Source organism: Candidatus Sarcina troglodytae, assembly GCF_015708635.1.
Taxonomy (GTDB): domain Bacteria; phylum Bacillota; class Clostridia; order Clostridiales; family Clostridiaceae; genus Sarcina; species Sarcina ventriculi.
Genome location: NZ_CP051754.1, coordinates 2,397,607 through 2,420,907 on the forward strand (window position 1 = coordinate 2,397,607; position 23,301 = coordinate 2,420,907).

General features: G+C 28.6%; 22 protein-coding genes and 7 tRNA genes. 8 read left to right on the forward strand and 21 right to left on the reverse strand.

Going from position 1 to position 23,301, the window contains the following annotated elements:
• The first annotated feature begins 55 nt into the window (after positions 1–55).
• The 5 genes from HH195_RS11165 to HH195_RS11185 all read left to right on the forward strand — a co-directional run bounded on the left by HH195_RS11165 (position 56) and on the right by HH195_RS11185 (position 4,508).
• The gene (locus tag HH195_RS11165; protein WP_055259089.1) at positions 56–535 is read left to right on the forward strand and encodes a dUTP diphosphatase; all 480 of its coding nucleotides are present in this window, start codon (positions 56–58) and stop codon (positions 533–535) included.
• 128 nt (positions 536–663) lie between these two features.
• Positions 664–1,098: a DMT family transporter gene (locus HH195_RS11170; protein WP_196371133.1), complete on the forward strand. Its 435-nt coding sequence runs from the start codon at positions 664–666 to the stop codon at positions 1,096–1,098.
• Between the two features lie 78 nt (positions 1,099–1,176).
• Positions 1,177–2,376: a S8 family serine peptidase gene (locus HH195_RS11175; RefSeq protein ID WP_196371134.1), complete on the forward strand. Its 1,200-nt coding sequence runs from the start codon at positions 1,177–1,179 to the stop codon at positions 2,374–2,376.
• Between the two features lie 88 nt (positions 2,377–2,464).
• The gene (locus tag HH195_RS11180) at positions 2,465–3,481 is read left to right on the forward strand and encodes a DnaD domain protein (protein ID WP_055259094.1); all 1,017 of its coding nucleotides are present in this window, start codon (positions 2,465–2,467) and stop codon (positions 3,479–3,481) included.
• Positions 3,474–4,508, forward strand: a complete 1,035-nt coding sequence (locus tag HH195_RS11185) for an ATP-binding protein (RefSeq protein ID WP_196371135.1) — start codon at positions 3,474–3,476, stop codon at positions 4,506–4,508. Before HH195_RS11180 ends, HH195_RS11185 begins: the two co-directional genes overlap by 8 nt.
• A gap of 54 nt (positions 4,509–4,562) precedes the next feature.
• On the opposite strand, the gene HH195_RS11190 is transcribed toward HH195_RS11185, so the two are convergent.
• From HH195_RS11190 to HH195_RS11225, 8 genes are all read right to left on the reverse strand, one after another.
• A tRNA-Thr gene (locus tag HH195_RS11190) sits at positions 4,563–4,637 on the reverse strand.
• A 5-nt stretch (positions 4,638–4,642) separates the two neighbouring features.
• Positions 4,643–4,719, reverse strand: a tRNA-Asp gene (locus HH195_RS11195).
• 13 nt (positions 4,720–4,732) lie between these two features.
• Positions 4,733–4,808 (reverse strand) — tRNA-Val (locus HH195_RS11200).
• Positions 4,809–4,814: 6 nt separating this feature from the next.
• Positions 4,815–4,889, reverse strand: a tRNA-Glu gene (locus HH195_RS11205).
• A gap of 4 nt (positions 4,890–4,893) precedes the next feature.
• A tRNA-Asp gene (locus HH195_RS11210) sits at positions 4,894–4,970 on the reverse strand.
• A gap of 14 nt (positions 4,971–4,984) precedes the next feature.
• Positions 4,985–5,060, reverse strand: a tRNA-Val gene (locus HH195_RS11215).
• Positions 5,061–5,067: 7 nt separating this feature from the next.
• A tRNA-Glu gene (locus HH195_RS11220) sits at positions 5,068–5,142 on the reverse strand.
• Positions 5,143–5,313: 171 nt separating this feature from the next.
• The gene (locus HH195_RS11225; RefSeq protein ID WP_196371136.1) at positions 5,314–5,877 is read right to left on the reverse strand and encodes a hypothetical protein; all 564 of its coding nucleotides are present in this window, start codon (positions 5,875–5,877) and stop codon (positions 5,314–5,316) included.
• Positions 5,878–6,067: 190 nt separating this feature from the next.
• Between HH195_RS11225 and HH195_RS11230 the strand changes: the two genes are divergently transcribed.
• Complete coding sequence (locus tag HH195_RS11230) at positions 6,068–7,315, forward strand: BaiN/RdsA family NAD(P)/FAD-dependent oxidoreductase (protein ID WP_196371137.1); 1,248 nt, start codon at positions 6,068–6,070, stop codon at positions 7,313–7,315.
• Between the two features lie 75 nt (positions 7,316–7,390).
• Here the strand turns inward: HH195_RS11230 and HH195_RS11235 are convergent, their stop codons facing one another.
• The 6 genes from HH195_RS11235 to HH195_RS11260 all read right to left on the reverse strand — a co-directional run bounded on the left by HH195_RS11235 (position 7,391) and on the right by HH195_RS11260 (position 12,068).
• The gene (locus tag HH195_RS11235; RefSeq protein ID WP_058993683.1) at positions 7,391–8,146 is read right to left on the reverse strand and encodes an acyl-[acyl-carrier-protein] thioesterase; all 756 of its coding nucleotides are present in this window, start codon (positions 8,144–8,146) and stop codon (positions 7,391–7,393) included.
• A gap of 135 nt (positions 8,147–8,281) precedes the next feature.
• Positions 8,282–8,824 carry a ferritin family protein gene (locus HH195_RS11240; protein ID WP_058993685.1) on the reverse strand — a complete coding sequence of 181 codons (543 nt, stop codon included), beginning with the start codon at positions 8,822–8,824 and terminating at the stop codon, positions 8,282–8,284.
• Positions 8,825–8,873: 49 nt separating this feature from the next.
• Positions 8,874–9,416 (reverse strand): ferritin family protein, encoded by a 543-nt coding sequence (locus tag HH195_RS11245; RefSeq protein WP_058993685.1) that lies wholly within the window; start codon positions 9,414–9,416, stop codon positions 8,874–8,876.
• 355 nt (positions 9,417–9,771) lie between these two features.
• The gene (locus HH195_RS11250) at positions 9,772–9,954 is read right to left on the reverse strand and encodes a DUF1858 domain-containing protein (RefSeq protein ID WP_055259107.1); all 183 of its coding nucleotides are present in this window, start codon (positions 9,952–9,954) and stop codon (positions 9,772–9,774) included.
• Positions 9,955–10,101: 147 nt separating this feature from the next.
• Positions 10,102–10,590, reverse strand: a complete 489-nt coding sequence (locus tag HH195_RS11255; protein WP_055259176.1) for an NUDIX hydrolase — start codon at positions 10,588–10,590, stop codon at positions 10,102–10,104.
• Positions 10,591–10,781: 191 nt separating this feature from the next.
• Positions 10,782–12,068 carry an adenylosuccinate synthase gene (locus tag HH195_RS11260; RefSeq protein WP_058993690.1) on the reverse strand — a complete coding sequence of 429 codons (1,287 nt, stop codon included), beginning with the start codon at positions 12,066–12,068 and terminating at the stop codon, positions 10,782–10,784.
• Between the two features lie 353 nt (positions 12,069–12,421).
• On the opposite strand from HH195_RS11260, the gene sdaAB reads away from it, so the two are divergent.
• Positions 12,422–13,108, forward strand: coding sequence for an L-serine ammonia-lyase, iron-sulfur-dependent subunit beta (sdaAB, locus tag HH195_RS11265; RefSeq protein WP_058993692.1), 687 nt, complete (start codon positions 12,422–12,424; stop codon positions 13,106–13,108).
• Entirely contained in the window at positions 13,108–13,989 is an 882-nt protein-coding gene (gene sdaAA, locus HH195_RS11270; RefSeq protein ID WP_055259112.1) for an L-serine ammonia-lyase, iron-sulfur-dependent, subunit alpha, read from the forward strand. Before sdaAB ends, sdaAA begins: the two co-directional genes overlap by 1 nt.
• 74 nt (positions 13,990–14,063) lie before the next feature.
• Here the strand turns inward: sdaAA and proC are convergent, their stop codons facing one another.
• The 7 genes from proC to HH195_RS11305 all read right to left on the reverse strand — a co-directional run bounded on the left by proC (position 14,064) and on the right by HH195_RS11305 (position 23,275).
• Positions 14,064–14,864 (reverse strand): pyrroline-5-carboxylate reductase, encoded by an 801-nt coding sequence (gene proC / locus HH195_RS11275; protein ID WP_195926922.1) that lies wholly within the window; start codon positions 14,862–14,864, stop codon positions 14,064–14,066.
• A 92-nt stretch (positions 14,865–14,956) separates the two neighbouring features.
• Positions 14,957–16,291 (reverse strand): replicative DNA helicase, encoded by a 1,335-nt coding sequence (locus HH195_RS11280; protein ID WP_055259116.1) that lies wholly within the window; start codon positions 16,289–16,291, stop codon positions 14,957–14,959.
• A 185-nt stretch (positions 16,292–16,476) separates the two neighbouring features.
• A complete protein-coding gene (locus HH195_RS11285) occupies positions 16,477–17,370 on the reverse strand; it encodes an ROK family protein (RefSeq protein WP_196371138.1) in 894 nt (297 codons plus the stop codon).
• Positions 17,371–17,428: 58 nt separating this feature from the next.
• Positions 17,429–18,637 (reverse strand): MFS transporter, encoded by a 1,209-nt coding sequence (locus HH195_RS11290; RefSeq protein ID WP_243278507.1) that lies wholly within the window; start codon positions 18,635–18,637, stop codon positions 17,429–17,431.
• A gap of 316 nt (positions 18,638–18,953) precedes the next feature.
• Positions 18,954–20,855, reverse strand: coding sequence for a Lon family ATP-dependent protease (gene lonC, locus HH195_RS11295; protein ID WP_196371139.1), 1,902 nt, complete (start codon positions 20,853–20,855; stop codon positions 18,954–18,956).
• A 12-nt stretch (positions 20,856–20,867) separates the two neighbouring features.
• Positions 20,868–21,314: a 50S ribosomal protein L9 gene (rplI, locus tag HH195_RS11300; protein WP_055259124.1), complete on the reverse strand. Its 447-nt coding sequence runs from the start codon at positions 21,312–21,314 to the stop codon at positions 20,868–20,870.
• 2 nt (positions 21,315–21,316) lie between these two features.
• Positions 21,317–23,275, reverse strand: a complete 1,959-nt coding sequence (locus HH195_RS11305; protein WP_112365548.1) for a DHH family phosphoesterase — start codon at positions 23,273–23,275, stop codon at positions 21,317–21,319.
• Between the last annotated feature and the right edge of the window lie 26 nt (positions 23,276–23,301).

The following is a 23,301-nucleotide window of genomic DNA, read 5'->3' on the forward strand; positions in this document are numbered from 1 at the left end:
TTTTTGTAAAATTACTATTAGGAATATTTTCGAATAATGCCAAGGGGGTTATTTTATGTATTTAAAAGATTTCTTCTCCCATGAGAAGGATTTAATGAAAAATATCTTTATAGATAAAAGCCTAACTAGCTATAAAATTAATACTAGAAAGCACTTATCTTTACAGGTTAAAATTAGTAATTTAGCAGCTGAAACTAAATGTTTTAAATATTGGATATCTAATGATGATAATTTAGTTTCCCCAAATATTGTTCTAAAAAAATATATCGACTGCTTAAGTCTTATACTTGGAATTGGTATAGATAAAGGATATGATAATTTAGAATACATTGCTGTAAAACCTAATGATTATTGTTTGAGCGATCAATTCTTAAATTTACTTATTGACACAAATGACTTAATAATCTCAAATTCAATGGATCATTACAAAACATTACTTGAAGATTTCATTAGCCTTGGAATAACTCTTGGATTCTCAAGTTCTAAAATAAAACAAGAATTTTTTCAAAATAAATTTTGCAAAATTGCTCTCTAATTTTTAGAGAGTTTTTTTTTATTTTGGAAATACTATGTTTATCTAACATTTAATATTTTTAGTCTTTATGTACCATTAATAAATCATATAAAAATGTTACTTTAAACATAGTAGGAGGTGTTCTGTTTATGATAGCAATAATACTTGCTATTATCTCTGGGGCTACTATGAGCATTCAGGGAGTTTTAAACACAAGATTAAATGAAAAAATAGGACTTTGGGAAGCTACAACTATCGTTCAAGGTTCAGCTTTTGTTTTATCTTTAATCATCATGTTTTTTATTGGAAAAGGCAATATGAAAGGTTTAGTATCTGTTAATAAAATTTATCTTCTTGGAGGGGTTTTAGGTGTAATTATAACATTTACCGTTATAAAAACTGTTGCAGGTCTTGGCCCAACATATGGTATAGCCACTATTTTAGTAGCTCAACTCGTAGTCGCCGCTCTCATAGATGCCTTTGGATTATTTGAAACACCTAAAATAACATTTTCATTAAATGAATTTATAGGCGTTGCTGTTATGATTGCAGGGATTATAATATTTAAATGGAAATTTCATTAATACTAAATTTTAGATATCAAAAACTTACTCTCATTCATAATATATAATATTATAGTATTTTAAATGGGAGTAATAATCATGTTTTCATACAAAAATAAATTAGATAATAATCTAAAATTTTCTTTAGAAAAATCCTATTACACGTCATATAGAGTGATTATAAAATGCAAAAAGTTTGTAAATGACATGAAAAAAAAAATAAAATCACTAAAAGGTGTAGTTTTAAACAGTGTAGACTCACTCTCTATAATTTGTGCTATATTAACTCCTAGGTCTATAAATAGACTCTTAGAATATCCCGAAATTGAATTTATTTCTTTAGATTCGTATGCATTTTTATGTGGATTAAGCTTAAAAACTGCCAATCATATAAACTTACAAATGCCAGCTATAAAAAGCGATTATATAAATATAGGATTAGTAGATAGCGGAGTTTATCCTCATCCAGATTTAGTAAAACCTTTTAATAAACTTGAACATTTTGTTGACTTAATAAACAATTATGAATATCCATATGATGATAATGGACATGGTACAGCAGTAGCTGGAATTATATGCGGAAGTGGAATTTCATCTGAAGGAACATACAAAGGTATAGTTGAAAAAGGTTCTATTTGTTGCTATAAAGCATTTAATTCTACTGGAAAAGGTTTTATATCAGATATTTTATTCGCAATAGAATCTTTAATAATGGATACCTCTTTAAACATTAGAGTTTTATGCCTTCCTTTTGAAACATTTGATAATAATCCATTTATATTAAATTGCTTTGAGTCTATCTTTGAATTAGCTGAATTTAAAAATATAATTCCTATTGTAGCATCTGGAAGCAATTTAAACCTAGAAAATTCTATAAAGGGCATATCATTATGTAAAAATTGTTTAACTGTTGGAGGATTAAATACTACTAAACATGAAATTGAACCTTATAATTTTTCATCATCAGGAAATAAAAATCTAAAAAAGCCAGAACTTAGTGCAGCTTGTTCTGAAATACGTTGCTTAAATTCTAATGCCTCATATGTTCCCGAAAATAATGGGATTAAGCTTTATCCTAGAAAACTTAATGATAATTATATAACTTTTAGTGGCACTTCCTTAGCTTGTGCTTATATTTCAGGTCTTTCTGCTATTTTATTAGATAATACTCCTAATTTAACTTTAAAAGATTTACGTTCTTTAATCACCTTAAGCTGTAATGAAATAGAATATTATTCAAACGATACAGTTGGTCAAGGATATTTAGACCTAAAAAGATTTTTTAAATCAATTTTATAAACAAGTATTACATGTTGTTATCAAAAACTGTCTTTGATATAATTATTATACTTATATAGCATAACTAACAGCAGAAAGGAGTCTAAAAGTGAGTACTTTTATGCTTAAAAACTCAGCTAATAACTTCACTCCAGTCAATAATGTATTTATAGATAAATATATGCTAAAAGCTCGCGGTGAGTTTGTAAAAGTGTATATACTTTTATTAAAATATAGCATGAGCGGTGAACCTGGAATAAGTTCTTCAATACTCGCTGCTAAACTTAACCTTTTAGAATCTGATATTATGAACGCATTATCATACTGGAATGAAGAAGGCGTGATAAAATTAAACCCAATAGATAAAATGAATAATTTTAACATAGAATTTATTGATTTAGTAGACTCAGAAGATACCTACAAAAAAAATATAGATCTTTTGTCAGCACTATCTCAATCAAATAACAAAGATATGCTTAGAGACATAGAAAACCTTATAGGAAGAACTCTTTCTCCCTCTGAAATGTCTAACTATTTATCTTGGCAAAGTGAATTTAATTTTTCATCTGAACTTATATTAATCCTTATAGAATACTGCTTATCTAAAGGAAAAAATGATTCTAGATATTTTGAAAAGGTTGCCCTTTCTTGGTTTGATGCAGGAGTTAAAACAGTAGATGATGCTCAAAACCTTATAACAAAACATGAAGATAAATGGACTAAAATAAGAAATATTTTGAATTATTTAGGTATAAAGAATTCTGATATTATGAAACCTCATCAAGATATGATAGAAAAATGGCTATTCCAATATAATTTTTCTATAGAAGTTATATTAAAAGCTTGTGATATTTGTTCACAAAGGCTAAATAGAGCAGATTTTAGATATATAGATGGCATACTTGCTAAATGGTTTAAAGATAATATAACTACTTTAGAAGATATAGCTACTAAAGATGTTAATAAACAAACTCAAATACAAAATAATAATTACAAAAATAATAATATTAATTTTCATAAAGACAAACCTTCTAACTTTGCTAACTTCACTCAAAGACAATATGATTATGATAAGTTAGAAAAACAACTTTTAGGATGGGATGATGGTGAATACGACGATGATTAAGGGATATCAAACTAAACTTATGAATTTATATGAAAAAATACGTCAAGAAGAAAAATTATCATTAGAACAAAGAACTAAAGAAATTGAAGATAAGTATCCTGAAATAATGAAGCTAGAAAAAAACATAGCAAAGCAATGTTTAAATTTATCTATGTGTGCACTAAAAAATTCACCTAACAAAGAAGCTGAACTTAATGAGCTTCGAGAAAAAATAGAAGACTTAAGAGCTAAAAAGTATGAAATGCTTGTTGAAAGAGGATATAGTACTGATTATTTAAATCTTCACTATAGATGTTCAAAATGTCAAGATACAGGTTACATAGGACCTAAAAAATGTACTTGTTATAAAAACAAACTTATAAAAGTTTATTATGAAAATTCACATTTAGAGGATACTTTAAGAGTAAATAATTTTAGTAGTTTTTCTTTAGATGTTTATTCTAACAAAAGAACAGATAAGATGTTTTCTCCAAGGGAAAATATGCAAATAATATTAAATTCAATATCAAATGAATATATTCCTAACTTTAAAAATATAAACGATAATCTCCTTTTCTACGGAAGTCCTGGAACTGGGAAAACATTTTTAACCTATTGTATTGCAAAATCTCTTTTAGATTCAGGTTTTTTGGTTATATACAGAACATCAGATGAACTAGTTAAAAATTTAAGGGAAATAAAGTTTGAAAATAATATAGAACTAGAAGATTTGCTTGTAAATTGTGATCTTCTTATAATAGATGATTTGGGAGCAGAACAAATAACTGACTTTACAAGAACAGAACTTTTCAATCTATTAAATAAAAAATTACTTCTTAATAAAAAAATGATTATTTCCACTAACTTAAATATTTCTGAACTTACAACTATGTACATAGAAAGAATAACATCAAGACTTTTTGGAAACTTTAGATTATTTAATGTATATGGTGACGATATAAGAATTAAAAATAATACTAAAGAAATACGAAGTAAAAAAAATTTAACTAAAGTGCAAAATGCAAATTCATCCTATTATAAATTCTAGGATGAATTTCTTTATGTAAAATAAAAAAACTTCAACATATGTGTTGAAGTTTTTTGGAGCTGGCAATAGGAATCGAACCTACAACCTGCTGATTACAAGTCAGCTGCTCTACCGTTGAGCCATGCCAGCAAATATGGCGATTCAGAAGGGGCTCGAACCCTCGACCTCCGGCGTGACAGGCCGGCACTCTAACCAACTGAGCTACTGAACCGTATTTTTTTAAATGGTGGTCACAACAGGGATCGAACCTGTGACCCTCTGCTTGTAAGGCAGATGCTCTCCCAGCTGAGCTATGCGACCTTAAAATGGTGACCCGTAGGAGAATCGAACTCCTGTTACCACCGTGAAAGGGTGGTGTCTTAACCGCTTGACCAACGGGCCTTAATGGCGATTCAGAAGGGGCTCGAACCCTCGACCTCCGGCGTGACAGGCCGGCACTCTAACCAACTGAGCTACTGAACCGTATTTTTTTAAAATGGTGGTCACAACAGGGATCGAACCTGTGACCCTCTGCTTGTAAGGCAGATGCTCTCCCAGCTGAGCTATGCGACCTTAAAAATGGTGACCCGTAGGAGAATCGAACTCCTGTTACCACCGTGAAAGGGTGGTGTCTTAACCGCTTGACCAACGGGCCTTATAATTAACATTTCCTATATTCGGTTACCCGACATAAATATAATACAGAAAAACTAAAGAAGTGTCAACTATTTTTTTTAACTTTTTTTAATATTTTCTCTTTTTATTTATCATTTAGCATTTTTATACTACTTAAAACTGTATCTTAATTATTATGTTTAATCACTATTTAAACATTTTCATTGAGATTACTTTTTATTTCCTTAAACATGTTTAATTCTTTATTTTTATTTTCTATATCCTTTTCTAATTTTTCAATATTAAATTTACAAAATTCCATTAATTCATCTTCTGTTAATTGTTTTACATCATATCTATAACTATCTTTTTTAAATTTTTCACCATTAACACTTACTTGTATACTATATTCATGATTTAGCATAATAACCATTTCTTTTTCCCACATTCCTCTTTTATTAACAATTTTAAAACTATCTTTTAAAACTTTAAAATCGACTATTGTATCTTGTATTAATTTTTCTAACTCATCAAAAAGATATTTATAAAATACTACTGAAATCCCTCTGTTTATCTTTATTTTTAATAAATATCTATGCTTTATTAAAAAATCATCAAATTCATTTTCACTAATAAATTCAACATCATCAGTTTTTAAGATTTCTATACCTTTTTCCCCTGGATAATTAACAACCACCTGATCATAATTCATACGTCTGACCTTAAATTCTCTTCCCTTGTCTAAAGAATTATTATCTTTAATTTTTATTTTCATAAATACGTTTCTCCTTTTTTGATTAATACTCTAAAAAATTTAATATTATTTTTATTATTCCATGAGAAAACACAATATATGATATAAAACTATTTTATTTTGATTGTTTTTTTATTTTTTAAATACTTATATGAAATTTATTAACTTTTGTTTATAATAGTGTTACTAAAATATTTTAAGGAGAATTTTTATGATTTATCATGATTTAATAGTTTTAGGCGGTGGTGCCTCTGGACTTATCGCTGCAATAACTGCAAAAGATCTTGGCATGGATGTAGCTATTGTTGAAGGTACCGATAGGATTGGTAAAAAACTTTTGACAACTGGTAATGGAAGATGTAACATAAGCAATTCTTCTATAAAACCACCATTTGTAAATTTTCATAGCAATAATAATAACTTTTTTGATTTTGCATTAAATTCTATGACTGTTGAAGATACAAAAATATTCTTTCTAAATTTAGGTTTACCTTTAATAGAACTTGAAAATAAAAAAATTTATCCACAATCTTTACAAGCCTCATCTGTTATAGATATTTTTAGATTGGCATTAGAGGATAGAAATATCCCTATTTATAATAATTTTAAAGTAAATTCTATAATTAATAAAAAAAATAAATTTAAATTATCCACAAAAAATAATGAGTATGATAGCATATCCTGTGGAAAACTTATCATTTCCTGTGGAGGAAAATCAGCAATTAAAACAGGTTCTGATGGAAGTGCTTATAATATTGTAAAAAATCTTGGGCATAAAATAATCACCCCTATTCCATCTATCGTTCAACTTAAACTTCAACATAAAAGCTTAAAAGCTTTATCTGGAATTAAATTCAATGGTTATGCTGAAGTTATTTCTAATGAAAAATCTTTTAGAAAAGAATTTGGCGAGATATTATTTACTGACTATGGTATTTCTGGACCTCCTATCCTTCAAATATCAGGGACTGCCTCAAGGCTTTTATCAAAAGGAAAAGATATTTACATAACAGTTGATATGATGCCTGAAAAATCTATAAATGATATAGAAAATTTTCTTGAAGGACATTTTGCTGTATTTTCTCATAGAGCTGTAATAGATTCCTTGATAGGTATAATAAACAAAAAACTTATTCCAATAATTTTAAAAGAGGCTGGAATTGCAGAACTTCATAAACCTTGTTCTGAACTTACTTGGCAAGAAAAAAAGAAACTATTTTCTCTTATGAAATGTTGGAAATTTAAATGTTTGGAAACTAATGGTTTTTCTTCTGCTCAAGTTACAGCTGGAGGAATTGATACAAAGGATATAAATAATACTACTTTAGAATCTAATTTAGTAAAAAATCTTTATTTTTGTGGTGAGATATTAGATGTTGATGGCGATTGTGGTGGATTTAATTTACAATGGGCTTGGAGTTCTGGATTTTTAGCTGGCAAAAGTGCTTCTCTTAACTGATTACTACTTCATTAAGTGCTGATTTTGAAAGGAAATTATCTTTTCTAAAATCAACACTTATTTATAAAATACATATTAATTTATCTTAAACCAAAAGCTTTCAACAGATGTTAACTTTTCTCCTGAATCTGATTTTATTATATGTATTGATTTTACTGTATTGTCATCAATTTTTTTCAATTCTCCTTGAACTAAAACATTATGACCATATTGAACTTCCTTTTCAAACTTTACTTTCAACTTATTAATTTTATAATTTTCTATAATTTCTAATGGCATACTGTCTATTACCCACTCCATATATTTAACATTGTTAACATGTTTATTACTATCTATATGTGTATGCTCTATATTGTAAATTTTATTTATATCAATTTTATCTAATTCGTCTATGTGTAATTTGCTTCTCAAATTCTTTAAATTACCCTTATCTAGTTTATGTGCAATATAATACTTATCATCGGCACTTTTTAACCTTCTTTTTTCAAGATCAATTAAAAACCATATTGAATCACATTTAACCAGTAACTCTCCATCCTCACTATATATTTCAAATCCTCTTAATCCATAAAATCTACGAATAGTTTCAACAAAGGTTCTCACCCTTATCTTATCTCTATATTTAGGGTATCTTATAATGTTTATATCATAATCAAAAAGAACCCATGCTTCTCTACTTTCAAGCATATCACCCATAGAAAATCCTAGAGATTCTTCTTGCTTTATTGCTATATCCGAAAAAAAATGCAATATGGATGTTATGTTACTCTCCAACCTTGAATTAGTATTCCAATAAGCTATTTCATACTCTTTTTCGTAAAAATTATTCATCTAATCACCCCTTTAAAATTTATATAAAAGACTATATCAAATAAAAAGCCAACTTTCAATATTTAAAAGTTGGCTTAATAATTTAGAATATATGTTTTATTGATACTTTATTTTAATTAATTTAATTTACAAATTTTATTTGAAATATCTATTTAATAAACCTTCAAATCCTCTTCCATGTCTAGCTTCATCTTTAGCCATTTCATGAACTGTATCATGAATTGCATCTAATCCTAATTCTTTTGCTAATGTTGCTAAATCTTTTTTACCTTGAGTTGCTCCGTGTTCTGCATTAACTCTTAATTGTAAATTTTCTTTAGTGCTGTTTGTTACAACTTCTCCTAATAATTCAGCAAATTTTGCAGCATGTTCTGCTTCTTCAAATGCATATCTCTTATAAGCTTCTGCAACTTCTGGGAATCCTTCTCTATCTGCTTGTCTTGACATTGCTAAATACATTCCAACTTCTGTACATTCTCCTGCAAAGTTAGCTTGTAATCCTTCTATTATTCTTGGGTCAACACCTTTTGCGATTCCTATTCTATGTTCATCAGCAAATACTAAATCTCCTGATTGTTCCATAAATTTATCTGCTCCAACTTTACATATTGGGCAAACTTCTGGAGCTTGTTCTCCTTCATAAACATATCCACATACTGTACAAACAAATTTTTTCATAACTATAATTCCTCCTAATCTTATATATCTCTCATTTTATAATTAAATTCTATTTAAAATATCTGTTTAATAAACCTTCAAATCCTCTTCCGTGTCTAGCTTCATCTTTAGCCATTTCATGAACTGTATCATGAATTGCATCTAATCCTAATTCTTTTGCTAATGTTGCTAAATCTTTTTTACCTTGAGTTGCTCCGTGTTCTGCATTAACTCTTAATTGTAAATTTTCTTTAGTGCTGTTTGTTACAACTTCTCCTAATAATTCAGCAAATTTTGCAGCATGTTCTGCTTCTTCAAATGCATATCTCTTATAAGCTTCTGCAACTTCTGGGAATCCTTCTCTATCTGCTTGTCTTGACATTGCTAAATACATTCCAACTTCTGTACATTCTCCTGCAAAGTTAGCTTGTAATCCTTCTATTATTCTTGGGTCAACACCTTTTGCGATTCCTATTCTATGTTCATCAGCAAATACTAAATCTCCTGATTGTTCCATAAATTTATCTGCTCCAACTTTACATATTGGGCAAACTTCTGGAGCTTGTTCTCCTTCATAAACATATCCACATACTGTACAAACAAATTTTTTCATAACTATAATTCCTCCTAATTTCTTAACATCTCTTTATACTTATACATCATTTAACATTTCTCATATGTAAGTGTTTGTTTTGTTCCACATTTCTTAACATCTCTTTATACTTATACATCATTTAACATTTCTCATATGTAAGTGTTTGTTTTGTTCCACTTATCTTATGAATTTATTATATAATAATTATTATTAAATAACAATAGTTTTTTAAATATTTTTTTATTTTTTTTATTTTATTTAGCTTTAATAAAAATAAATTCCATTTATCCATCTATATTAAAAGAATGATTATAAAATGAATTGTAAAAAAATGCCTTAGGCTAAGCCTAAGACATTTTCTTATTTTATAATATTATTTATTTAAAGCTTCTATTAAAGCTTCTATATTTAATCCATGAACCATAGCAGCTTCTTCTAAGCTTTCAGCTTGTGATGAAGGACATCCTATACATCCCATTCCAAAGCTCATTAATATTTGTGCAGCATCTGGTTTAGCTTGTAATATTTCTCCGATTCTCATTTCCTTTGTTATCATTATATACTCACCTCATATTTTATTATTAAATGTTTTACAATAACTTTAAATTTATTATAACTCTAAATCTATTTAAATACAAGTAAAATACTCTGATTTAATATAAATATATTTTGTTAAACTTTATTGACCAATATATAATAGAAATTAAATATTTTTTTTATAATTTTTTAAATCAAAATTTTTTACTATATCCTCTATAACAACTCTATCTGGAGGATTTATATCAAAAGTCTTAGGAAAGGCTTCTTTACTAAAAAATACTGCATTTTTAGTTTCGTCTTCATCTAAAATAATCTCTCCCTCATAATCAAAACATATAAACATAGCTGAAGCATTATATATCTCATGACCATTAGGATACTTATTGTAACACTCCTTACCTGAATAAACATTAAAAAGCTTTAAAGTTTTTAATGTTAACCCAACTTCTTCTTTTGCCTCTCTAATTGCAGCTTCCTCAAAACTTTCACCAAGCTCTAAACTTCCCCCTGGGAAACCCCATTTAAGGTTATCTGTTCTTTGTTGTAGTAGTATTTCACCTTTATTATTTACTATAATTGTCCCTGCTGATGTCATTATCAAAGGTCTTGATGGATTTTTTAACTCTTTTCTTAATTCTAAAATATATCCCATATCTATAATCACCAACTTTCTCTTTATTTATACTATTTAGATTTAGAATATACTCTAAAATAATTATACTATGATATTTAAACATATCTTTCATATGATTATGATTTAGTAATTTTCCTAAAATCAATAAAACAAAAACAAGAGTTGCATTAAAATACCTAATACAACTCTTTTCACATTTATACTATATATTAAAGTTCCTTTGTTATTCTTATAGTTTGATTTCTCTTTGGACCCACACCAACTATACAAATTTTAGTACCAGTAATATCTGCTATTCTATTTAAATATACTTTGGCGTTTTCAGGTAATTCTTCGTAGCTTCTAGCATTCGCTACATCTTCTCCCCATCCATCAAACTCTTCATATACAGGTTCACATTTAGCTAAATCCTCTAAGCTAGCTGGGAAATAATCTATTATTTCTCCATTTAATTTATATCCGGTACAAACTTTAAGTTTTTCAAGACCTGCAAGTGTATCTATTTTAGTCACAACTAAAGATGTCAATCCTGAAACTCTAGCTGCTGTTTTTACTATAACAAGGTCAAGCCACCCACATCTTCTAGACCTTCCTGTAGTAACTCCATATTCATGTCCTTTTTCTCTTATCCACTCACCAGTTTCATCTAAAAGTTCTGTTGGGAATGGTCCTTTACCAACTCTTGTAGTATATGCTTTAACTATTCCAACAGCATTTGTTATCATATTAGGTCCAATTCCTGTTCCACTAGCAACTCCACCTGAAGTTGTATTAGATGATGTAACATATGGATAAGTTCCATAGTCAATATCTAAAAGCATTCCTTGCGCACCTTCAAAAAGAACATTTTTATCATTTTTTATTTCATTATAAATTCTAACTGAAGTATCTTTAACAAATGGTTTTAATCTCTTAGCATATTCTAAATATTCAGTAAATATTTCGTGAAAATCTAATGGCTCTCCACCTAAAAGTTTAATATAATCATTTTTCATCTTTATGTTAATTTCTAATTTTTCTTTAAATTCATTCTCATGTAAAAGATCTGATATTCTTATTCCTGATCTTTCAACTTTATCTGTATAACAAGGCCCAATTCCTTTGCCTGTTGTCCCTATATCGTTTTTCCCTCTAGCTTTTTCTTTTAAAACGTCTAGTATTTTATGATAAGGCATTATCACATTTGCTCTGTCACTAATTACAAGCTTTTCTGGAGTAACCTTAACCCCTAATCCCTCTAAATAATCTATTTCCTCAAATAAAGCCTTTGGATCTACAACAACACCATTACCTATAACATTTAATTTTTCATCATGTAATATACCAGAAGGAATTAGGTGTAACTTATATTGCTTATCACCAACTTCTACTGTATGTCCAGCGTTGTTTCCTCCTTGGAATCTAACAACTACATCAGCCTCTTCTGCTAAATAGTCTGTCATTTTTCCTTTACCTTCATCGCCCCATTGAGCTCCTAATACAATAAATGCTGACATAAAAAATTTCCTCCTTAAAATAAAAGAAACACGTTCCTTTAATTATGTAAACACCACCGTTTGTTCGGATTTATTTACAGGAGTAATATTCGTATTTTTTAGTATTTTTTATATTTTTTATTACTCCATTACCATATTATCAAAGTATTTTACCTAGGTCAATGAAAATATATCGTATATTTTTTTCTTACTCAAAAATATAATTCGTGATTATTTTTATAATTTCCAATTTTATTTTTAATAAGCAATTAACTTATTATTAACTTAATTTTCTACTTTAATTTACTTTATTAAAAATAAGTTATGACATAAAATGATATTATATATGTTATTATTTTTAAAGGAGGGATTTTATGCAAAATTTTGGAATTTTTGATATAATAGGTCCTATTATGATAGGTCCATCTAGTTCTCATACAGCAGGTGCCGCAAGACTTGGAAAAGTAGCTAAATCTATATGTGGTCATAACAAACTAAAAAAAGTAACTTTTTTACTTCACGGTTCTTTTGCAAAAACTTATAAAGGCCATGGAACAGACAAAGCATTAGTTGCTGGTATCTTAGGAATGGAACCATCTGATGTAAGACTTAGAAATTCATTAGACATAGCTAAAGAGCAATCTCTAGAAATTGAGTTTAAAGAATGTGATTTAGGTAATGAACACCCAAACACAGTTAAATTTTTAATGACTACTGTTGATAATACTTATTGTGAAGTTATGGGTTCGTCCATAGGCGGTGGAAACATTAGAATTACAGAAGTTAATGGAAATAGCTTAGATTTTAGCGGTGAATACCCAACTCTTATAATATCTCAAAAAGATGTACCTGGTGTTGTTTGTAAAGTATCTGAAATTGTGTATAAATACAATGTTAATATAGCTTTTATGAAAGTATTTAGAATTGAAAAGGGTAAATCTGCTGTTATGATATTTGAACTTGATAACACTCTTGATGAACACATTATTGAAGATATTAAGAAAGTAGATTACGTGAATAAAATTATTGTTTTAAACCCTGTTGAAGGAGGTATCTCTTAATGTTTGCAAGAAATGGTGAAGAACTTATACGTATTTGTAAAGAAAACAATATTTCTCTTTGTGAATACGCTATTTTACATGAAATTGAAAATAAAGGTTCAACTAGAGAAAAAATTATAGAAAATATGAAACTTGTTTTAAATGTTATGAAAGATTCTACTAGTAAAGGACAAGAATCTGAAATTTTTTCTGTTAGTGGTCTTATAGGTGGAGATGCCTATAAACTAAAAAAATACCTTGAAAAAGGCAATACATTAACTGGCGAAACAATGGTTAGTGCCATGGCTAAAGCTTTATCTTGCTCTGAGATTAACGCTTCTATGGGAAGAATCGTAGCATGTCCTACTGCTGGTTCCTGTGGAATCTTGCCAGCTGTTATATTAACTGTTGGGGAAAAATTAAATCTTTCTGATGATGAAATGATAAAAGGTCTTTTAACAGCCTCTGCCGTCGGAATGATTATAGCTCAAAATGCAACCCTAGCTGGTGCTGAAGGTGGATGTCAAGCTGAATGTGGATCAGGTGCTGCCATGGCTTCTGCTGCTACTGTAGAGATGATGGGCGGAACACCTGAAATGGCATTAAATGCCGCTGCAATTGTATTTAAAAACATATTGGGATTAGTGTGCGATCCAATAGCTGGTCTTGTAGAAGTTCCTTGTGCTAAAAGAAACTTTGCAGGTGCTGTAAGTGCACTTACTACTGCAGATTTGGTCATGGCTGGTATCACTAGCAAAATTCCTTTTGATGATACTGTTGAAGCTATGTATAGGGTTGGACGTGATATGCCTGCTTCTTTACGAGAAACTGCAATGGGTGGTCTTGCAATAACCAAAACTGGTCTTGAACTTAATAAAAAAGTTTTTGGGGATAAAAAGTAAAACTTAAAATAAGCGTTGGTTTTAACTAAGATGAAAAATCTTAATAAAACCAACACTATTAAAAAATTTCTATATTACATATTTCTAGACTTTTCTTCACACTTTTCTATTGCACTTATTACTGCGTTTCTAAATCCTTGTCTTTCAAGTTCTATAACAGCTTCTATTGTTGTACCACCTGGCGAACAAACATTATCTTTTAGTTTTCCTGGGTTTTCTTTAGTTTCTAAAACCATTTTCGCCGAACCTAAAACAGCTTGAGATGCCATTTTATAAGCTTTATCTCTAGGTAATCCTTGTTTTACAGCAGCATCTGCCATAGCCTCTATAAACATATAAACATAAGCTGGTGAAGAACCACAAAGAGCAGTAAAAGCATGAAAATATTTTTCTTCTAAAATTTCACTTTTACCAAAAGAATTAAATATACTTGTAATTATATTTAATTCATCCTTAGTTACATTTTTATTTGCACAAATAGCAGTCATTGCTTCTCCAACCAAAGCTGGTGTATTTGGCATGGTTTTAACAATTTTAACATCTTTATTAAACCATTCTTCTATATCAGTTAAAGTCACTCCTGCCGCTATCGTAACTATTATTTTTTTATCATCTATATAATTTCTTATTTCTTCTATAATCTCTTTATACATATAAGGTTTAACCGCTAAAAAAATTATCTCACTATTTTTACAAACCTCAATATTATTTAAAGTGGCTTTTATATTAAACTTTTCTTCTAAATTTTTAATGCTAGACTCTCTTTTACATGATACAATTATATTTTCACACTCCACAAGACCAGAATTTAAAATTCCTCCAACCATGGCACTTCCCATATTGCCACAACCCACAAAACCAATTTTTTTATTCATATAACTCATTACCTTTCTATTTTTATATGTAGTAATTTAGACTATGCCTTAATATATCAACAACACTATATATTAAAAACATAGCCTATTATTTATTCTCTATAATTGTGTTCTAAGTTTCCAAATTTACTAAATTGTCCAATCCAAGCTAATTTAACATTGCCAACGGGACCATTCCTTTGCTTTGCTATAATACATTCTGCAACATTTTTTTCTTCTGTTTCCTTATTATAATACTCATCCCTATATAAAAACATAACAAGGTCAGCATCTTGTTCTATTGAACCTGACTCTCTTAAATCTGAAAGCATTGGTCTATGATCAGCCCTTTGTTCTGGAGCACGAGATAGCTGTGAAAGTGCTATAACAGGGCATTGCATTTCCTTAGCAATCGCTTTAATATTTCTTGATATTTCTGAAACTTCTTGTTGTCTACTTTCTTCCCCACTACCGCTCATAAGCTGTAAATAATCAATAAGTATCAAATCTATGCCATACTCTATCTTAAGTCTTCTACATTTAGACCTCATTTCCATTATAGAAACACCAGCAGTATCATCTATATATATTTTAGCTGATGATAATGGTCCTGATGCTCTTGCGATATTTTCCCAATCCTTATCTTCTAAATTTCCTGTTCTAAGTTTTAACATATCAACATTAGCCTCAGAACATAAAAGTTTATAAGCTAATTGTTCTTTAGACATTTCTAGAGAAAATATAACAACACTTTTTCCTTCCCTAAGTGCCGCATGCTCTGCTATATTTAAAGCAAAAGTGGTTTTACCCATAGAAGGTCTTGCAGCAATTAATATCATATCCCCTTTTTGAAAACCAGATGTTAAATCATCTAAATCCTTAAATCCAGAACCAACACCTGTAACCTCACCTTTATTATTAAAAAGAGTTTCTATTTGCTCAAAGCCTCTCTCTAAAATATCACTCAAAGGCTCAAAATCACTACTACTCTTCTTTTCTGCTAAATCAAATATTTTCTGTTCTGCTACATCTATAACTTTTTCTACATCATCTTGATTATTATAGCAACTTTCTATTATTTTAGTTGATGAATCAATAAGTTTTCTTAACGTTGCTTTATCCTCAACTATTTTTATATAAGATTTAACATTTGCTGTTGTTAAAACTGAAGAACCTATTTCTGTTATATAACTTATTCCACCAGATTTCTCTAATCTATCTGTAGATTTTAAATGTTCTAAAAGAGTAATTTCATCTATAGGTTCATCTCTTTGATACATTTCAACAATGCTTTTAAATATATATTTATGTGCATCCCTATAAAAATCTTCAGCACTTAATATTTCTACCGCCTGTGCTATAACGTTCTTGTCTATCATCATAGAGCCTAGAACAGATTTCTCAGCCTCTATACTTTGAGGAGAACTTTTAATTCCTGGTCCCTCCAACGGATAAACCCCTCCCTTCTATAAGTCAATTTATCTAAAATTAAAATATAATTATCTTAAAATTTAATTATAATATATATACTTTTAATTGTGAACCATTCTTAGTGCAAGAAATAAATAAAAATAAGCCTTATCAGATAAATAAGAAATTAAAAATCTGATAAGACTTATTTATTATATTTAAATCATTTTTTAATTAAAAAATTATACAATGCTCCTATAAGATTAGAATCATTTCTAAATTTACATCTGTCTACAATAGGTTTAGGAACAAAATATTCAAACTGACTATGATAATCGTCAATATTTTTTTTAATATACTTTATTAAAATATCTTGTTCACTTATACCCCCACCAATTAAATATTTATCAGCATCTAATATACATTGAAGATTTATTATTGCTAAAGCTGTTTTGTAAGTAAATTTATTTAAAATCTCTAAAGCATCTTTATCATTATTGTTAGCATATTCAAAAAATTTAATTCCATCAATTTCATTTCTATTTAAATTTTTAACTTTCGCAAAATCATCCAAAAGACCATCTAAGCCATTTAAACTTCCCCACCACTCTTTATCATTATTACTCATAACATTTATATTACCTGCTATAAAGCTAAACTCACCTGCAAAAAAATGCTTTCCCTTGTAAAGTTTTTTATCCTTAATTATTCCTCCTCCAACACCAGTTCCTAAAAGAATAACAACTCCATTTTCACACTCTTGTAAGTTTCCTTTCCACAACTCTGCTAAAGCTGCACATTTGCCATCGTTTTCAATTGCTATCTTTGTTTTGCATCTTTCATCTAACACCCTAATCATATTTTTATCTGTATTATATTCTAATGATCCTCCTGTATACATATATCCTGTATCACTATCTAAAATTCCTGGAATACTTAAAGCCATACCCTCTATATCATTTTTATACTTATCATAAATATTACCTATATTATCTATAAAATTTTCTATAGAATCCCTAGGTGTCTTTATTTTACCCTTTTCTAAAAATTCTAATTTTTCTGTCATTAAAGCATATTTAATTGCTGTTCCTCCAACATCTAGTACTAAATATTTCATAATATACAACTCCCCCTCCGTTAGATATTAGTTATTTTTTATTATAATAATATTTATTTTAAGCTACTTTAGCTTTATCTGGCTTAGATTCAATTACACTACTATCATCATTGAGCTTCATTTTACCTATAACACAAATTAACATTGCTATAATTATGAATACAATACAGCAAGGAAATATTAAAAATGCGTTATTGGTTATCAATTCACCAGCTACAAGATTTCCTATAATTTGTGGTATGCACAAAAATATATTATTTATCCCCATATATTCACCTAATCTCTCTTTAGGAGCAACAGCTGGAATCAATGCATAAAACACTACACTAAACATAGCGCAAGCTAATCCAAAAATTAATGTAAATGCCCATAACATACTTATGTTCATAACAAATGCCCCTACAATAAATCCTATAAGCCAAACTGTACAAGATAAAAACAAAATTAATTGTTTATTATATTTATCACATAATTTTCCTATAAATATTGAAAAAATAAGACCCATTAATGTCATACCAACCAATGCAGTACTAATTTCATTACTTGTAAATCCATTCATTTTTTCATAATATCTTATCCAATATGGCATTATAAATCCATAAGATAAGTATAAAAAGAATGCTGTCATAAATACTTTCATTGCAGACTTATTCTTTATAAAATCAAAACTTAATTTTGATGTGGATTTTACTAAACGGCTACTATCTTCTTTTACATTAATGACTGTTATTATATTAGTTACTATTACTACAACAGCTGACACAATAAGAGGCAACGCCGGATTCATATTAAATAAAATAACACCAATTCCAAATACTATAATTCCACCAATAAAATAAAAAGCAGTTCTAAATCCTGTTGCAAGTCCAATTTCATTTTTTTCAACAGCTTCTGGCACCCATGCATAATAAGCTCCTTGATAAAAATTCATTGATAAATAAAATAAAAATGCAAAAATAAACATTTCAAAATAAAAAGAAGAAAAACCCAATAAAAACAAGAAAATAGCTCCTGCTAAAGACCCTATCAAAACAAATGGTTTTCTCTTACCCACTCTATCACTTAAAATTCCAGATATGTATGGTGCAAAAATCCCTGTAACCGATGCCATAGCAACCAAAATTCCTAATAAAAAAGATGATTTAGTTACAAGTGCTACCAACAAAGGCACTACTGTGCTATTCATATTCCAAGCAAGTCCTAAACCAATAGCAGGTAATGAAATTAATATAGGTGCTAATTTACTATTGCTTTTTTTTATTTCCATAAAAATTACACTTCCCTAAATATATTTAATAATAATCATTATTTAAACGTTTAAATTTAATTACAAATTAATTATATACCTTTCCTGTTTCTGATAAAAATACTATATGTCTTATTTACTATTTTTCAATAGAAATAGATTCTTCTATCTTAAATTTCATAACCTTTTCTTTCTTATTATACTATAAAAGCCTTTTGAAAACGTTTGTTATAAAGAGTATAATAAAATTTATATGTATATTTTCACCATTTCAATACCTAACAATAATTAATTTAAAAAAGACTATCTAAAATAATTTTTTTAGATAGTCTTAAATTTATTGCTCTAAAGCTATTTGTATTAATTCTTCAATATTGCTTATAGCTTTAACTTCTATATCCTTAAGTCCTGTAGGTATTTGTTTCTCATTATCTTTTGGAACAGTTACAAGTTTTATTCCTTTTCTTCTTGCTCCATAAATTTTTTCAAATATTCCACCAACAGGTTTTATATGACCTCTTAATGATATTTCACCAGTTACAGCTAAATCTTGTCTTATTGGCTTATTTAAAAGAGCACTAATTATACATACAGTTATTGCTGCACCAGCTGAAGGTCCATCAATATTTCCTCCACCAATTACATTAACATGTACATCATAATCCTTAATATCTTTTCCAGTAACCGCTCTTATTACTGAAGCTGCATTAAATACTGAATCCTTAGCCATTGAACCTGCTGTATCATTAAACCTTATATGACCTTGTCCTTCTTTATTAGCTTTAAATACTGCTGCTTCAATTTCAAGAGTTGAACCTAAAAATCCAGAAACTCCTAAGCCATATATATGACCTACTTCTCTATTATCTAGCTTTTTAATTCTCTCATAAGGAATAAATCTACCTATACTTAAAACTTCTTCTACATCTTTTAAAAGTATCTTTTCATTTTCTCCTAAAACTCCATCGTTTCTATATATAGCATTTCCATATGCATCAGCTAAAATATTTACAGCCTTTCTTCCCTCTATTGTATAAGATGCTATTAATCTTTCTACACCATCTTCTAAAGATACATTAAGCTTCTTAGCTGCATTTTTAACTATTTTTTCAATATCATCTGAAGCTAAAGGCTCAAAATAAACCTCTGTACATCTAGAACGAAGAGCTGGATTTATTTGCCCTGGTTCTCTAGTTGTTGCACCTATTAAAACAAAATCTGCTGGTGCTCCTTTATCAAATAAATATTTTATATATTTAGGAACATTTTCATCATCTGGGTCATAATAAGATGATGAAAACTCAACTCTCTTATCTTCTAAAACTTTTAATAGTTTATTTTGAAGAATTTCATCTAATTCTCCAATTTCATCAATAAATAACACACCACCATGTGCATCTGTAACTAAACCTGGTTTTGGTTCTGGAACACCAATTTCAGCCAAATCTCTCTTACTTCCTTGATATATTGGATCATGAACTGAACCTAAAAGAGGATTAGTTATTTCTCTTGGATCCCATCTTAGAGTTGTTCCATTAACTTCTATAAATTTAGAATCTGCATCAAAAGGTGTTGCTTTAAACTCTTTAGCCATTTCTAATGCAATTCTTGCTGCAGTTGTTTTTCCAACCCCTGGAGGTCCATAAAGGATAACATGTTGAGGATATGGTGATACAAGCTTTGATAATAAAGATTTTATTGCCCTTTCTTGACCTACTATTTCTTCAAAATCTTCTGGTCTTAAAAGAGACATTATATTTTTACTATGTTCTCTCTTATCTAACTTTTCTAACTCTTCTAGCTTTTTTAATGTTTTAGCATTTTCGTTACCTTTTTGCTTTTTCATTATATTAAGTCTTATTTCATCAACATATTTATCTTGTTTTTCTATTAAAAATTGTTCAACTTTTTTCTCAATTTCAGTTTGAACATATCTTTTTGCTATAACATCTGATAAACTAGAACAAACATTTTTTAAACATTCCTCTACATTTTCTTCAGTTGGAACTTCTTTTAACCCATTGCCTTCTAAAATTATATTACTTAAAGCATATAATCTTTCGCAATAATTATTAGATTCAACCATTTTTTTTAATTTAAATCTAATAGTTCTAGCTCTTATAGCACCTTCATCTAATATATTTTTCGTTACTTCATAAAGCACATTTACTTGCGCCTCTACACTTAACTCACTGTTTAACGCATCATATAATGCATTTATTTCATCTAAAGATTTCAATTCAAATCCCCCTTAGCTAATAGGAGACACCATCACCTTCATTTTTGTTGAAACTTCAGGATATAGTTTAACTTCTATATTATATGTCCCCGCAATTTTTATTGTATCCATTACTATTTTCTTTTTATCAACTTTTACATTAAATTGGTCATTTATCTTATCTGCAATATCTTTACTTGTTATAGCACCAAATAATTTTCCACTATCTCCAGCTTTAGCATCTATTTTAACAACTTTATCTCTAAGATCATCTGCAAGTTTTTGTGCTGCTTCTATTTCAGCAGTTTTCTTTCTTCTTTCCACATCTTTCTTAGCATTTAAAACATGTAAATTAGAATCTGTTGCTTCTTGTGCTAAATTTCTTGGAAACAAAAAGTTCCTTGCATATCCATCTGATGTACTAACAACATCACCTTTTTTTCCTAATTTTTTAACGTCTTGAAGTAATATTACCTTCATTATTACTCACCTTCCCCTAAATTTTCTTTTATTGATTTCTTCAACATAGTTAAGGCTTCTTCTAAGGAAACACCTTTTAATCTTGTTCCTGCCATAGTCATGTGTCCACCACCGTCTAATGCTTCTAATATTACCTGCACGTTGATATCTCCAAAGGATCTACCACTTATATATATATTATCATCTATTATAACAAATACAAAAGATGCTTTAATACCTGTAATATTTAACAGCTCATCAGCTGCTTGAGCAGCAGTAACTGTATCCTTAACGTTTGGTGGACATATAGCAATAGCTATATTATCTTCAACTTTAGCTGACTTTATTATCTCTGCCTTAGTTATGTAGTTTTCTAAATCATTACTAAATATTTTTTTGATATCTATTGTGTCCGCACCTAACTTTCTTAAATATGATGCAGCTTCAAATGTTCTTACTCCTGTTTTAAATGTAAAGTTTTTGGTATCCATATATATACCTGCAAGTAAGCCTTCTGCTTCTAATTTAGTTATCTTAGGTTTATCAAGCATATATTGAACTATCTCTGTTACAAGTTCAGAAGTAGATGATGCATAAACTTCTAAGTATGTTAATATAGCACCATTTATTATGTCAGGGCTTCTCCTATGGTGATCTATTATAACTACTTTATTAGACATTTCTACTAATTCACTATCCATAACATATCCTTTGTTATGAACGTCAACTAATATTAATAAAGTATTACTATCTATTGTGATTTTAGCATCTTTAGGAGAAATAAACAAATCACTATATTCTCTTTTATTACTAATCTTCTCTAGGAAAATATCTATAGCATTAATATTGTCATCTAAGACTATTTTTACATTCTTTCCAAGTCCTTTGACTACTGAAGCTATTCCAAGTGCTGCTCCAAAACAATCCATATCAGGATTTTTATGCCCCATTATATAAACTTGATTACTTTCATAAACAAGTTCTTTTAAAGCTCTTGCAACAACCCTTGCTCTAACCTTTGTTCTTTTCTCTAACTCTTTTGTATTTCCACCAAAGAATGAAATTTCTTTATCATTTTTCACAACAGCTTGATCTCCACCCCTACCAAGGGCTAATTCCTTCGCACGTGCTGCATCATCATAATTTTTAGCTGGAGTATTTCTTCCTCTTCCAACACCAATACTTAAAGTAACATCTATCTCATTTCCAAAATCTATATCTCTTATTTTATCTAATATATCAAACTTTTTCTTTATTTGAGCTTCAATAACATTATCATCTACCGATAGTATATATTTCCCATAATCATATCTTTTTATCATGGCATCCATAGAATTAGCATATTGATTTAATGCCCTTTCTATTTCTGCTGCTAATAATGGTCTTATATTTTCATCAGTACTTTTTACAGCTTCATTTAAATTATCAACTTCTATTAAAATTATACTTTCTTTAGTTTTTTCACTCAAATAAGTTACATCATTAAAATATACCATACAAAAATGAGTCTTACTATCTTGAATTACCATTTTCCCATAAACTTCATAAATTAATTTTTTTACCTTTATTCTTTGATAATACTTTTTATCACATTTTAACACTTTATCTAGTGCTATTCCTCTAACTACTGAAACTAAATTACTTCCATTTGCATCATTAACAGCAAATAATTTTTCAAAACTTTTATTATACCAAATTATATCCCCATTTAGATTTAACATACATACAGGATAAATAAGATTAAATAAATTATCTCTTATATTATTGTTTATATTTATTGATAAGTTTTCTATATTATTTTCATTCAAATTTTTCTCATCTATTAAACCATTAATTAAGCGTCCTAAATATATAGAATTTAGTCCTAAAAATGCAAGTAATATAAAAGGTAATCTAAAAAAAGCTAATATCACTGATATGATTAATACTATAATTAAATAACTAGTAACTTTAGAACCTTTATTTAAAAATTTTAATTTCATTTAAAACATTCTCCTATTTAAATTCT